We start from the raw sequence: 14357 nt of genomic DNA on the forward strand, positions 1-14357 counted from the left end.
CTTATTATTGGTGGTTATTATTAGATCGGCGGTTATTAAATAATTATCAGCTGTTATTGTTGATTTTGTTTATCAAGATTCATTTATCAAAGTTAGTGTGACGCGTTATGATAGCTACTGATAGTAGTAAGGTGTCACAGGATGTTCAAAAAATGTAAGACGGACAATAAATAAGAGGTGCTTAATGGTAGCCAGCAAGAAGGGTTTACTCACATTCTCGTTAATAACAGCCTCATTGATGGGTGTCACGGTAGGCATGACAGCTTGCGAACGTTTGCCTTTTATTAATCCTGAGGGTATGAGAGAAACGAGTCATGTACAGCCGCCGCTTATAATCGATGCCAAGCTACCAAAAGCTACGACGATAATAAATTGTGCACCATTGAAACCTAAGCAGACAGTGACGGTAAAAGGTCATAGCGCACTCAGTAACGGCTGTGATTTGACAGGCAAGTCGATACGCTTTGAGCTGAACCACTCAAACAGCTCACTCGACTGTCGAGGCGCACGGCTTAGTACCACGGCTGATGACCCATCAAAGACCAGTGCGATTACCATTAAGCCTAAAGCGGATGTGGCTATCGACAATATTGCCGTTGCCAATTGTCATGTGGAGGGCTACGGTCATGCGCTGCACATTCGCCAATATAGCAATCCCAATCAGCGTTACGCGCGTGGCTTTACCAAGCCTGCTGCCAACCGTGCTCTTGCGCCAAGTAATATCCGCGTCATTAATGTCAGCAGTCGCAATAGTATCAATAGTGGGATGTTCGTCGGCGATCATGTGCATGACATCACTTTTGATAAAGTGCATATCCAAAACGCAGGCACCGTTGGGCTCTATCTAGAGTTTGGTAGTCGCGATAACGTGATTAAAAACTCTGTGTTCGTCGGGAATGGTTTTCGTACGTTTAAACCCAATCGTGAAGCCATCGCCGTCGATTCATCGAGCAACAATCGTATCGAAAACAACCAATTTATCCATAATGGCGCAGGCAGTATATTGTTATATCGCAATTGCTTTGAGCATGCCGATGACCCGACGCGGGGCAACCATTTTAAACGTACTGAATCGAGCCGTGACAATATTGTCGCTAACAATATTTTTGAAGATGAGCCAGTTGGTGTATGGGTGGCATCAAGACAGTCACGCAATCTAAAAGGTTTTGAATGCGGTGCTTATTTGGTTAAGCAAACGCCATTTGCCAGCTATCATTTAGACAGTGCTAAAGACAATCAGATCATTAATAACCGTTTTGAGCAAGTCGAGCAGGGGATTATCGTAGAGGATGACGGCACGCTGATTAAGGGCAATAAGTTTGCAGCAAACGTCCGCTTACCTATCAGTGTTGGTTCTGAGATTCGTGAACAAAGCGCAGCAGGGGTGATAAAAGGGACGGTTATCAGCAACAATGTTTTTATCGATAAGACCACTGAGCAAGCCATAAAGATTCGTGAGGCAAGCAAAACGGCTACTCATATTGAGTAGCCGTAGATATTTAAGCAATATTGATAGACCATAAACACCGCACTGACGGTTTTAGTGATTGGCGTGGCTCAATCCATCATTTAACTTGTGCAACAGGCAGGATTCAAAGTCGCTTAATGTAAACTTCCATAAATACAGCAAGGCAATCAAATAAATAAGGGTTTCAGCCAGCTCTTCAACTATCCCACCAAAAGTGTGAGGGAACACGATAGCGTTCTCTCCCATATATTGTAATATCGCCAATGTGGCGACGCCAAGATAGAGCGACACATCAACATTTTTTAGTACTGCCCAAAGATAACGCCTCGAGTAAATCAGCAAACCGACACTCGTCAGGTACAGGGTCAAAAGAGCTGCGTCCTCCCACCAGTCATAAGACTGATTGAGAAATGAAAAATCACTGGGAACCAGTAAATCTGGTAGATAGTTCAACTCTCGACGAATAACAGCGACAAAAACCAGCACTGTTGCCAACCAAAAAGCCTTAATTTTTCTGACATGGCTCTGTATAACATACTGTGAGCTGCGCAATAAACATGCTATCAACAGTATAATGCCAGGGGCTTCAATGATGCCATCTGAACTCAAAATAAATGACTCCCGATTTTTTAAAAACAAAAAAGTGAGCGCAAAGGCTCACTTCAAAGCAAAAAATAATGAATGAATAATTATGATTTAATGTGCCACCATTATAACGCCTATACTGAGATATTACCGTTATAAAATATAACCAACTGGTCATAAGTTATTGTTAATATGAATAATAGTTAGGGCGTGTCTTCAATTCACTCGATAGTCATCTGAATGGGCTAAAAATGGCTAAATCTTGCCAAACATCGTCAAATAGCTGGTTAATATCCCGATATTATCTGCACTATTTTTCTTGTTTGACGGCAATTTATCTCATTTTTATCACCATTTTTGAAATGAAGACACGCCCTAATCATTCATTGTAGTCTTGGTTATTAGAAATTTTTACTTTTTCTAAGCATCTAAAGACCACTTATCTCAGGTCTAAGCGAGTGACAGTCTGTAATTAATGCGCCTCATCCCAGTTTTGACCACTATCAGTCTCGACCAATAATGGCACTGCAAAATTGACGTTCCAGCCTTTTTCCACGGCTGTCGTCCTTAAGACATCTTGCATTGCATCGGTAATCAACTGGCTAATCTCATCGACCTTATCGGCATCGACTTCGAACACCAGTTCATCATGGACTTGTAGCAGCATCTTAGCTTGCTCTTTTGGCAATATCTTATCGACGGCAATCATAGCAAGCTTAATTAGATCTGCCGCTGAGCCTTGTAGTGGCGCATTAATCGCCGCACGTTCAGCGCCTTGCTTGACCATGCGGTTGCTATGGGTGATATCAGGGGTATAGAGTTTACGACCTAATATCGTCTCGACATAGCCTTGCTCATGAGCGCTGGCGCGCGTATTGATCATATAGTTTTTCACACCCGGATAGCGATCAAAGTACATATCGATATAGTCTTGCGCCTCATTTCGGCTCATCTGCAATTGCTTAGCCAGACCAAAGGCGCTCATACCGTATAGCAGACCAAAGTTAATGGCTTTGGCATTACGGCGCTCAGTTGGCGTGACATCTACGACGTCTTTGCCAAGCACTTCGGCGGCAGTCGCAGCGTGAATATCTAACCCTTCGTTAAAGGCGTCAGTTAAGTTCTTATCACCTGAGAAATGTGCCATGAGACGCAATTCAATTTGTGAATAATCCGCTGCTAAAATCACGCGACCTTCTGGTGCGATAAAGGCTTGGCGAATTAGGCGACCAGTTGCCGTACGAATAGGAATATTTTGTAAATTGGGGTCAGTTGAAGATAAACGACCTGTGCTGGTCAATGCCTGATGATAGCTGGTATGCACACGATCAGTCTCGCTATCTGCGACATTATCAAGCGCATCGGTATAAGTGCTCTTTAGTTTAGATAGTCCGCGATATTCTAAGGTGATATCGACCAATGGGTGATCTATTTTTGATAATACCGCTTCACCAGTAGAGTATTGACCGGATTTGGTTTTTTTGCCACCCGGAACACCGAGTTTCTCAAATAACATTTCGCCCAATTGTTTGGGTGAGCCTAAGTTAAATTCTTCGCCAGCGATTTCATAAGCCTGTTTTTCAAGCGCGATAATTTCTTCATCGAAGCGCTTAGATAATTCGTTTAAGAATGGACGCTTGATGAGAATGCCATTTGCTTCCATTTGACAAAGTATCTCTGCCGTTGGAATCTCTAACTCATGTAGCAGCTTGGTATTATTGGCATCGTTCGCCAGCTCAACGCTAAACACTTCAAATAACTGATAGGTGATGTCAGCATCTTCACAAGCATAGTCGCTAGCTATATCGATGGCGACTTGGTCAAAGGTGACTTGCTTAGCGCCTTTGCCAGCGACGTCTTCATAGCTGATAGTTTGCGTTTGTAAATAATGACGTGCTAAATCGTCCATGCCATGGCGAGTAATCGCAGCATTAATCACGTAGCTGGCAAGCATGGTATCCATCGCCCAATTATTAGGATTGGCATGAATGCTACCTAACAAGTCGATATCATAATGACTGAGGATATGCGCATCGTATTTTAGGTGTTGTCCGATTTTACCAATGTTTGGATTTTCCAAAACTGGCTTTAAGCGCGTCAAAACGGTATCACGGTCGAGCTGTTTAGCCGTCAGCTCGTCACCCTCTAGCGCATGTGTCAGCGGAATATAATAGGCTTCATTCGCTTGTACGGCAAAAGATAAGCCGACGATTTCAGCTTGACGCCAATAAACGCTAGTGGTCTCGGTATCAATGACAAAATGCGGCGCAGCCTCTAGTAGTTGGACCAGACTTTCAAAAGCTGGCTCATCTAAAACAGTATGCCACGCTCGATCAGAATTTTGGCTGTCTTTGATATTATCCATCTTGTTTGATTGTAGCGACTTAGCGATTTGCGCTTGTGATTCCGTGTTTGCTTGACTGTCAGCGACACTCTGCGAGCCATTTGCAGGATGATTTGGGTGGTCAAGAGACGCTAGCTCGTTTCTAAACTCAAGCTCATTATACAATTCGCGTAATTCGTCTATATGAGCACAAGGATCGGTATTGATTTTTAGATCGTTCCAATCTTGACCGATAGCTAAGTCTGTCACGATGGTGGCAAGCTTCCTATTAAAAGGAATGTCATCAGCGTGTTCAATCAAACCTTTGGCACCGCGACCTTTGATAAAACCAATATGCTTTAACATATTGCCGATATCGCCATACTCAACGAGTAAGTCTTTTGCTGTTTTTTTACCAATACCAGGCACGCCTTTGATACCGTCTGAGGCATCGCCCATCAATGTCAAAAAATCAATCATTTGGTTTGGCATAATACCAAGTTTGTCTACGACCGCTTGAGTGTCCGTGACTTTGCCAGTAAAGCTGTCTTCCAATATGACGCAGTCATTAACCAGCTGCATCATGTCTTTATCGCCAGTTGAGATAACCACATGATGGCCTTGTTCAACTGCACGATGCGCCAGTGTCCCGATGATATCATCGGCTTCTGCACCTTCGATACGTAACAGCGGAATACCTAATGCGGTCACCAAGCGATGGATATAAGGAATCTGCTCTAGCAGTTCGATATCGATGGGCGGGCGAGCGGCCTTGTAATCAGCAGACATATGGTGGCGAAAAGTCGGTGACTTGGTATCGAAACAGACGGCCATATGAGTGGGATGATAACGACGCATCAGCTTGAGTAACGCATTGAGCGTGCCACGGATGGCATTAGTTATCAGGCCTTGCGAGTTTTGCATGGTCTTTGGTAAGGCATGATAAGTGCGAAACAGATAGTAAGAGCCATCAACCAAAATAAAAGGGGGCTGATTGCTGTCCACATGACTGGTGTCCATGGTCGCTACATTGGGCATGGTATCAAAGTTTGGCAAAGCGGCAGGATCAATCGCTTGATGGGAGTTGTGGTCACTGTCGGTAATGGAGTCGGTCATAGAGGTCACTTATCAGCTATTAGATAGAAATATGTGCTTATTATAACGATAAAAATGATGTGTGCCGAACTGCTTAAAAGTTATGATAGGTTCTATAGTTAAAACATTATAAAAACGCGACGGTATGGCTGATATCAATTTTCCTTGCTTGCTGCTATCACAGAGGCTACGAAAAATTCATCCCAGTCGCACTGTATCTGTTTTAAAGTGAATCCACTATAGCGTTATTGTTTTTTGACCAAAATTTAAGAAAAAAAAGAACCCAGCGTTAACTGAGCTCTTTTATATCTATTACTGATACTGTCATTGATCAGGAATTATTTTACTTCTGACGTCACTTCACTATCGATATTACCGTGTGTGGCTTTCGAGTATGGGCAAACTTTATTGGCTTTTTCGACCAGCTTTTGAAATTCATCAGCAGATAGCCCAGTGTTTTCAGCAGCCACATGAATTTTCACCGCCAATTGAAAGTCTAGACCTTCACCTTTACGTAAATCTACCGATACTTGAGTGGTCGAGTCAAATTTTGCTTTTTCTTCGCCTTTGACTGCCGCAAGTGCGCCATCGAAGCAAGCCGCATAACCCATGGCAAATAATTGCTCTGGATTATTACCGTCTTTACCTGAACCCGGTGCGACCATATTAATGGTCAAATCACTATCTTGCAAACTAGCTTTACCAGAACGACCGCCAGTGACGGTTGCTTGAGTAGAGTATAGAGTTTTCATAACAAATCCTTTGTAATTGGTTTATTTATATAATTGTTAAATTCAATCAGCCATTAAGCATAACAAACTATGCGCCTAGCTCCATAGGTCAGTCGTAACTATATGCTACGACTTTGTAAGTGAGCATTTGCATGGATAATGAGAATATTTTTAACATTCACCAATAAGCCCTGCTACACAATTAATGGCTTTAGATATATAAGTCATGGCGACATTGATGTAAACTAGTAACATGGTTTTCATACCAATTTCATACGCACATTATCAGCAGAGATGTGCAAAACATCCTAACCGTAAGGACACCTTATTATGAAAGCAACAGTATTTTTGCCTATGACCTTATCTTTGCTCGCGATGGCACTCGTGGGATGTGGCGAAGACGATGACGGTGTCTACGGTTCAGGCGGCAATAAAATTACGCTGACGAGCTTTTCTAATAGCTATGACAACCAAGCCAACGCGAGCGCCATTGCGCGAATCGAACAGACCTACCGTACTGGTGGACGTGAAATAAAAATAAAAAATCTGGTCAACAGTTACAACAACCAAAGTCTTAATAACTTAGACAGAACCGTGCTGGCAGATGATTTTGAAGGCAGGCTGGAAAATAACGATATTGAAGTCAATGGTCGCACGGTTAAACGTCCTATTTATGAGACAAACAGCAACAATAAATTGAACTATGAGACCACCTATAAAACCCTTGATTTAGCAGGTTTGAACGCTGGTAGTTATAGTTCTGGCACCAATATAGACAACAGCCGCGGCATCATTACTGATTTGAACAACTATCCTGATATTCCAGCCAATGTGACGTTCCCAGCTGGCTCGGTTTGTTATATTCCAGTTGTCACTAGCGAGCGCTCGTTTTTAGCCTTTAGTGACAGTAATAAAACGGGCTATAGTACGCTAAACAGATGGATTGACGCGGCCGAAGAACGTTTTAATGACGATAGAGACTTTAGCACCTCGCGCTTTGGAGTGGGTTTTGACAACGACCAAAAAGCGGCGCAAGTGACGTTTTTTGAGTTTAACAACCAGCCTGCTTATCGATACAATGGTGTTGAATATGATAATGATATTTATGAAGCCGATTATGTGGCGCAAGGCCGCATTGACCCGAATACCAACAGTGTGCGCGGTGTCGTTGACTGTACGCTAGTCAATGAGGTGGCAGGGGACTTCTTGGCAGCGCAAATCACGCGCTATTATTAAATTCCAAAAAATGACTGACACTCTCTATTTAACGATCTAGAGAGTGTTTTTTTATGCGCTAATTCTGCACCCTCACGCTAAATCCGCTACAATACGCCCATTATTTATTTTATTTATTGAAATTAATACCCAAAAGAAAGTTACTGTCTAAGAGACAGCCTTTTTGAAGTTAAGGTTGAAGCCAAAAATTATGAGCGTAGATCCAAAGAAATTGAACAAAGAAGTGGCCAAACGCCGCACCTTTGCCATTATCTCGCATCCCGATGCGGGTAAGACCACCATGACCGAAAAGCTGCTGCTATGGGGTCAAGCGATTCAGGTGGTTGGCGAAGTAAAAGGCCGAAAAACTGACCGTCATGCCACTTCCGATTGGATGAGTATGGAGCAGGAGCGTGGTATTTCTATCACCACTTCAGTCATGCAGTTCCCTTATCAAGACCATATGGTCAATCTACTAGACACTCCGGGTCACGCCGATTTTAGTGAAGATACCTATCGTACGTTGACCGCTGTCGATAGCGCGCTAATGATGGTTGATGGTGCGAAAGGTGTCGAGGAACGAACCATCAAATTGATGGAAGTTTGCCGCATGCGTGACACACCGATTATCTCATTTGTGAACAAGCTAGATCGTCAAATTCGCGAGCCGCTTGAGCTGCTGAGTGAAATTGAAACGGTGCTTAAAATTAAATGTATTCCGTTGACGTGGCCGATTGGTATGGGGCAGGATTTCGTTGGTGTCTATCATTTGACCGAAAATAAGACTTACCTTTACGAAAAAGGTAATGGCGGCAAGATGACGGTCTCTGAGACCCGTGACGGTTATGATTATCCGGATATACGCGAGCGTCTTGGGAAGCTGATGTTTGATGCTTTCGAAGAGTCGCTTGAGCTGGTACAAATGGCGCTAGAAGACTTTAGCGAAGAGGCATTTTTAGCGGGTGAGATGACGCCAGTATTGTTCGGTACGGCACTGGGTAACTTTGGTGTCAATATGGTACTCGATACCCTTGTGAAATATGCACCGCCCCCAAAAGCCCATCCGACTACTGAGCGTGAAGTCTCAGCCTCTGAGACAGACTTTACAGGTTTTGTCTTTAAGATTCAGGCAAATATGGATCCGCGTCATCGTGACCGCATTGCGTTCTTACGCGTGTGCTCAGGTAAGTACGAAAAGGGCATGAAGCTGAAGCATGTACGCTTGGGTAAAGACGTGCGTATTGCGGATGCACTGACCTTTCTCGCCGGTGACCGTGAAGCGCTAGAAGAGGCTTATCCGGGTGATATTATTGGTCTGCATAATCATGGGACGATTTCTATTGGTGATAGCTTTACCGAAGGCGAAGAGCTAAACTTTACCGGTATCCCTCATTTTGCGCCTGAATTGTTTCGCCGTGTCGTTCTAAAAGATCCTCTGAAGTCCAAGGCTCTACAAAAAGGTCTACAGCAGTTAAGTGAAGAGGGCGCTACACAGGTCTTTATGCCGCAGATTAACAATGATTTAATCTTGGGCGCGGTGGGTGTGCTACAGTTTGAAGTGGTCGCGCATCGTCTCAAAGAAGAATACAAGGTTCAATGTATTTTTGAGCCAGTATCGATTGCAACGGTACGTTGGATCCATTGCGATGATGATGTGGCCTTGGCTAAGTTTAAGAAAAAAGCCCACGATCAGTTATCAATCGATGGCGGTGGTTATCTGACCTATCTTGCGCCATCGCGAGTCAACTTGCAGCTGATGCAAGATCGTTATCCAGAAGTGACTTTTAGCAATACTCGCGAGCATTAATATCTGTTATTTAAGTATGAGTAAATGGTCAAAACCTATTTTCTATTTTTTAAAAGACACGCTAGCCGTGTCTTTTTTATTGCCTGTCGTTTAGTCCATTATTAAATCGCTACTTCTCATAAACATCGATACATCAATACTTTGGAACTAGCACCTTGACACTGGCACTTTGAAACCAGTCTTTTGAAACTGGCACTTCAAAAGATTAATACCTCAAAAACACAAACAGTGTTTCAACAATACATCACAGTAGTTACGGTAGAATATTATTAACCATTATATTATTAACCATTGTTTTTTTATGGAAAAAATTATGACAGTCATGCCTCAATCTAGTAGCGCCACACCAAAAGCCAACCAATCGTTAGTACTGAGAAAGACCAGTCTACGCCGAGTTGGTACGTTAGTGACTGGCCTACTATTTGGGGCAATAGGGTTGTCAGCTAATGCGGGTAATCTCATTAGCAGTACCGATTATTTGGATTATGAGTTGCCCAACGATGTGCAAGAGAAATGTGCCGAACGACAAAATTGTCCAGAGATCGAGATTAAGTATCTCAAAACCAATCATGATTGGATAAACGATATTACCAATGCCCGTATCAATCATTTCGTCGTCAATAGTAAACCGACTGAGTCAGCATCCATTAACACTAGAGCGACGCCAGCCATTGTCAAGGCAGCTATCGATGACTTTGCGAGCTCACAATTTATAGATATGCCAAACGACAGTTCAGGGTCGTATAATTTGATGGTCACGCCTGATTATTTGGGGCATGTGAGTGATTTTGAATTGTTTGAGATCAACTCGTATGTGTTTACAGGTGGCGCGCATGGCATGTCCTATAGTGAGTATTTAATATTCGATGCCAGCAGCAAAAAACAAATCCAACTGGCAGATATGTTGCAGACAGGCAAAAAATCACGTTTTGAGGCGCAAGCTTACGCCGCCTATAAAACATGGGTAAAAACGGTCGACAATGACCTAAGCAGCTATGAGAAGAACTGGCCATTTACCCTGAGTGATAACGTCACATTGACGGATAAAGGCGTCGATATTCGCTATCAACATTATTCTATTGGACCTTATGCTTATGGGATGCCAGTCTTAAGTATCCCTTACAGTAAGCTTGGTGGTGTGATCAAGCCGCGTTTTATGCCCAAATAACCGTTTTATCCCGAAATAATATGAGTCATAAATTTTAGAGAACCATTGAACATTTAATAATAAATTAAGGAGCGATGTTATGACGAGCGATATAGAAAACACAGTAGCGACAACAGAGTCAACAGTTACAGATACTTGGCGTCTCAACGCCTTAACAGTAGCGCTGGGTGATCTGGCACTAACTGTGAGCGACAGCTTGTCTGTGGGGCGTGGTAGTGATAATGACGTCGTACTTGGCAGCAAGGAAGTATCACGCAATCACGCGGTGCTGAGCGTACTAAACGGTAAGCTGTACGTCAAAGATCTGGACTCATCTAACGGGACGTTTATTAATGAGCAACGTATTGATAGCAATAAGTCTAAGCACCTTGAGGCCAATGATACGCTTGGCTTTGCCAGTTTTGCCTTCACAGTAACGCCGTTGAGTGTCGTAAATGAAGCTGTAGTGGATGAAGCTGTAGAGCAGCCAGTCATCGCTGAAGAACCGATAGTCGACCACGAACCTGTCGTTGATGTTACTGCTGCGCCAGTGCTCGCATCAGATTCTACTAATGCCCATGATGCTGAGTCTAGCGTTGCCGATTCGAGCAGTGTTGATTCTGAAACTGTTGCTTCCAAAACCATTGACTCTGAGATTAGTCCTTCTCCTATCGTAGAAGAGCAGGTAGCACCGACTGTTGCTGCTGACAAACCAGAGATGGCTACTGATACACCAGAAGTGAATCCTGAGCCGCCTGTAGAGGTTGAGCCTATCGTGAAAGAAACCATCATTGCAGATGTGTTGTCATCAGTGAATAGCTCAGATAGCACACCTGTTCAACCAGCTGATATTACCGAAAGCAAGGTTGATAAGACTAATGAGGCAGCTACTCCAGTCGTTAAAGAAACGATGATCGAAGAAGTCTTGACCGCCAAAGACACTGTGGATACTACACCTGTGCAAGCGACTCCAGTTGCCGCAGCCGCAGTAGATGAGCCGACGCCCATTACTGAGCAAGAGAATGCCATGTCTAAAGAGGTCATGGCTAAAGAAACAATAACTGAGACGCCTGTTGCTGAGAAGCCTTTAGCCAAACAGCCTGTTGTCGAGCAACCAGCATTAGACAGTACAGAGCATGACAAAACCACCAAAACCGAACTACAGGAAGAGGCTGATCCGGATGTCTTACGTGCTAAGCAAGCAGCAACTGCTCAGTTTTCAGGTACGGCCAATCTAGGACAGGATCACGATCTCGGTACCGAAGGCAACAATGCCATGGATCAAGCCGTTGATAACCCTGCCAATGCTGGATACGTAGAGAAGAAGCCCAGCGGTGGTTGGTTTATATGGGTGTTTGCCGTCATTCTTATCATTGGCTTAGCGCTATGGCTGTTCAATATGGGCGGTGTATAAGCCAAGCTTTGTCATGTCCATCATGTCATGCTGAGATGCATTAAGGCTAACGTCTTTGTACTTATAACTAGCGTTCTATAGCGTCAACGTTCATGAGAGTGTTGACGCTATATTTTAATTATACTTTTACTCTCTTTTTAAGATTGCTTTTAAATTTATGGCCTTTTGCCAATACTGTGTTAAGAGACAGCTACTATGATGACCTTTGTAGAATATCAAGCTTTCAAAAATCAAGGCTTTAGTCATGCCCCTTTGGTAAAAAAGCGTTTGATGGATGCGCAAACGCCCGTGTCGGTATTCTCTAAAGTACGTGATCTGAATGGTTCTGCTTATCTGTTTGAGTCCGTGGTAGGTGGTGAGCGCTGGGCACGATACTCTATGATAGGCTTGGGCAGTGATCTGATTGTACAGTATGCCGACGGTAGTATGACGACCAAAAAAAACGATCATACGGACACCGAGTCAGTAGAAAATCCATTTGAATATATTCGTCAGTTAATGGCTCAGTACCAGATGCCAACAGTTAAGGATATTCCCACATTACCGAGCTTCAGTGGCGGTTTGGTGGGTTACTTTGGCTATGACATGGTGCGGGTCATTGAGCCTAGTGTAGGCCTGTCTGATACGCCTAATCCGATGTTAATGCCAGATATGTGGCTGATGCTCTCGATGAGCGTCATTGTCTTTGACAATTTAGAAAATACTTTATCAATTATTGTTTATGCTGATTGTCAGGCTGAGGATGGTTATAGCATGGCCATACGTGAGCTAGAAAAAATCGAAGAGAAGTTGGCAGAGCCGTCAAATTTATCTGCGCCAGTTATGCCGACTCCAGCTTTTACCTCGCAGACAAGTGTAGAAAAGTATGTTGGCGACGTCAAAAAGATAAAAGCTCACATCGAAGAAGGCGCTGTGACGCAAGTGGTCGCATCACAGCGTTTGACGGCAGATTATACAGGTGACTCACTGGCTGTTTATCGTGCGCTACGATACCTTAATCCATCACCTTATTTATTTTTGGTACATGGCTATACGCTTGATGATCACAAGCGTTTTGATATCATTGGCGCTTCTCCTGAAAGCCTGTCACGTATCGAAAACGGCAAAGTGACGGTGCGTCCACTGGCTGGTACCCGTAAGCGTGGCCGAGATAAAGCAGAAGATCTAGCACTCGAGCAAGAGCTACTCAACGATGAAAAAGAGACTGCCGAGCATTTAAGGTTCATTGATTTAAGCTGCGAGGATATTGGCCGTGTCTGTACAGATGGCAGTGTGAAAATCACTGAAAAGATGTCTATCGAGCGTTATTCACAAGTCATGCATATTGTGTCCAATATTGAGGGCAAGGTGCTGCCTGATAAAGATACGCTAGATGTGTTTTGCGCTACCTTTCCTGCTGGTACATTATCAGGTGCACCTAAAATTCGTGCCATGCAAATCATTGACAAAATAGAACCGGTGCGTCGAACAGTGTTCGGTGGCTCAGTAGGATATCTGGGCTGGAATGGGAATATGGATACGGCTATCGCTATCCGAACAGCGGTGATGCGCCGTGGCCAAATACATATCCAAGCAGGGGCAGGGATCAATGCCGACTCTGTACCAGAGGCGAAGTGGGATGAAACCAATAAAAAAGCACTTATATTGGTAAAAGCGGTAAAAATGGCTTGTAATGGATTGTATATTCGTTAGCGATATTGTCAGTTGTATCGCAAAAATAAGAGTCGCAAGCATAAAGAGCCATCAAGCTTGAATTTTTATCTGAAAAAAATAGCAATACAATCAATGCCTTGAATATTATTATTAAAATAATTGGAAAAAACATGAAAAAGAGCTTGCGTCTGTCCAAATATTTGATAGAATAGCCACCACTTTGAGAGAACAAGCCGACTTAGCTCAGTTGGTAGAGCAACTGACTTGTAATCAGTAGGTCGCCAGTTCGATCCCGGCAGTCGGCACCATCTCTCTCAAAGTAGCTTTTTATGAATATGTCTTGAATTAAAGCCATTTTTATTCAAAGCAACCTAAGGTGGGATTGGGGAGCGGTCAAACCCAACAGACTGTAAATCTGTCGCGAAAGCTTCGAAGGTTCGAATCCTTCTCCCACCACCATATTTTCTAAGTTTGTCATAGCGCCAAGCATACTCGATATATAACCACTCTTTACTAGAGTGAGCTTACAGAAGAGTAAATGCGGGTGTGGTATAATGGTAACACCTTAGCCTTCCAAGCTAATGACGCGGGTTCGATTCCCGCCACCCGCTCCATATAGGCACAATCGCAAAAACTATTAAACATTCATCACGACAGTCAGTATATTATTGCTGTATCGTGATATTTTTTTTAGTGCAACCCACTGGTTGGCTACTGTAGTTGTTAAAAGCATGCTCATATAGCTCAGCGGTAGAGCACTCCCTTGGTAAGGGAGAGGTCTCGAGTTCAATTCTCGATATGAGCTCCATTTATTATTTAGCCTTTTATGTTTGCTTTGCTACTTTAACACACCGCTTTATGTCGATATCGAAATTATAGAATATTGAAAACAATAAAAAATTGGTACGGTAAATAAAAA

At 43.3% G+C, this 14357-nt stretch carries 9 protein-coding genes and 4 tRNA genes; 10 read left to right on the top strand and 3 right to left on the bottom strand.

Annotation, left to right across the window (positions count from 1 at the left end; genetic code table 11):
- Positions 1-184 precede the first annotated feature (184 nt).
- Positions 185-1489, top strand: a complete 1305-nt coding sequence (locus tag ACTQ9T_RS08955) for a right-handed parallel beta-helix repeat-containing protein (RefSeq protein WP_440464824.1) — start codon at positions 185-187, stop codon at positions 1487-1489.
- Positions 1490-1540: 51 nt separating this feature from the next.
- Here ACTQ9T_RS08955 and ACTQ9T_RS08960 read toward each other — a convergent pair whose 3' ends face one another.
- The 3 genes from ACTQ9T_RS08960 to ACTQ9T_RS08970 all read right to left on the bottom strand — a co-directional run bounded on the left by ACTQ9T_RS08960 (position 1541) and on the right by ACTQ9T_RS08970 (position 6223).
- Positions 1541-2077, bottom strand: a complete 537-nt coding sequence (locus ACTQ9T_RS08960; protein ID WP_440464825.1) for a hypothetical protein — start codon at positions 2075-2077, stop codon at positions 1541-1543.
- A 448-nt stretch (positions 2078-2525) separates the two neighbouring features.
- On the bottom strand, positions 2526-5492 hold the full coding sequence (gene polA / locus ACTQ9T_RS08965; RefSeq protein WP_440464826.1) for a DNA polymerase I: 2967 nt from the start codon (positions 5490-5492) through the stop codon (positions 2526-2528).
- 317 nt (positions 5493-5809) lie between these two features.
- The gene (locus tag ACTQ9T_RS08970; RefSeq protein WP_194621251.1) at positions 5810-6223 is read right to left on the bottom strand and encodes an Ohr family peroxiredoxin; all 414 of its coding nucleotides are present in this window, start codon (positions 6221-6223) and stop codon (positions 5810-5812) included.
- Between the two features lie 309 nt (positions 6224-6532).
- Here ACTQ9T_RS08970 and ACTQ9T_RS08975 point away from each other — a divergent pair, with 309 nt between their 5' ends.
- The 9 genes from ACTQ9T_RS08975 (at position 6533) to ACTQ9T_RS09015 (ending at position 14246) form a co-directional block, all read left to right on the top strand.
- Positions 6533-7438, top strand: a complete 906-nt coding sequence (locus tag ACTQ9T_RS08975; protein WP_240216465.1) for a hypothetical protein — start codon at positions 6533-6535, stop codon at positions 7436-7438.
- A 190-nt stretch (positions 7439-7628) separates the two neighbouring features.
- Positions 7629-9224, top strand: a complete 1596-nt coding sequence (locus tag ACTQ9T_RS08980; RefSeq protein ID WP_010201724.1) for a peptide chain release factor 3 — start codon at positions 7629-7631, stop codon at positions 9222-9224.
- A gap of 313 nt (positions 9225-9537) precedes the next feature.
- Complete coding sequence (locus ACTQ9T_RS08985; protein WP_440464827.1) at positions 9538-10392, top strand: RsiV family protein; 855 nt, start codon at positions 9538-9540, stop codon at positions 10390-10392.
- A 79-nt stretch (positions 10393-10471) separates the two neighbouring features.
- Positions 10472-11785 (top strand): FHA domain-containing protein, encoded by a 1314-nt coding sequence (locus ACTQ9T_RS08990; RefSeq protein ID WP_440464828.1) that lies wholly within the window; start codon positions 10472-10474, stop codon positions 11783-11785.
- Positions 11786-11980: 195 nt separating this feature from the next.
- Positions 11981-13477, top strand: coding sequence for an anthranilate synthase component I family protein (locus ACTQ9T_RS08995; protein WP_440464829.1), 1497 nt, complete (start codon positions 11981-11983; stop codon positions 13475-13477).
- 193 nt (positions 13478-13670) lie between these two features.
- A tRNA-Thr gene (locus tag ACTQ9T_RS09000) sits at positions 13671-13746 on the top strand.
- A gap of 67 nt (positions 13747-13813) precedes the next feature.
- Positions 13814-13897, top strand: a tRNA-Tyr gene (locus tag ACTQ9T_RS09005).
- An 81-nt stretch (positions 13898-13978) separates the two neighbouring features.
- Positions 13979-14052 (top strand) — tRNA-Gly (locus tag ACTQ9T_RS09010).
- Between the two features lie 119 nt (positions 14053-14171).
- Positions 14172-14246: transfer RNA gene (locus tag ACTQ9T_RS09015), tRNA-Thr, on the top strand.
- Positions 14247-14357 lie beyond the last annotated feature (111 nt).

The sequence above is a fragment of the Psychrobacter sp. ASPA161_6 genome, assembly GCF_051970285.1.
GTDB lineage: Bacteria > Pseudomonadota > Gammaproteobacteria > Pseudomonadales > Moraxellaceae > Psychrobacter > Psychrobacter glaciei.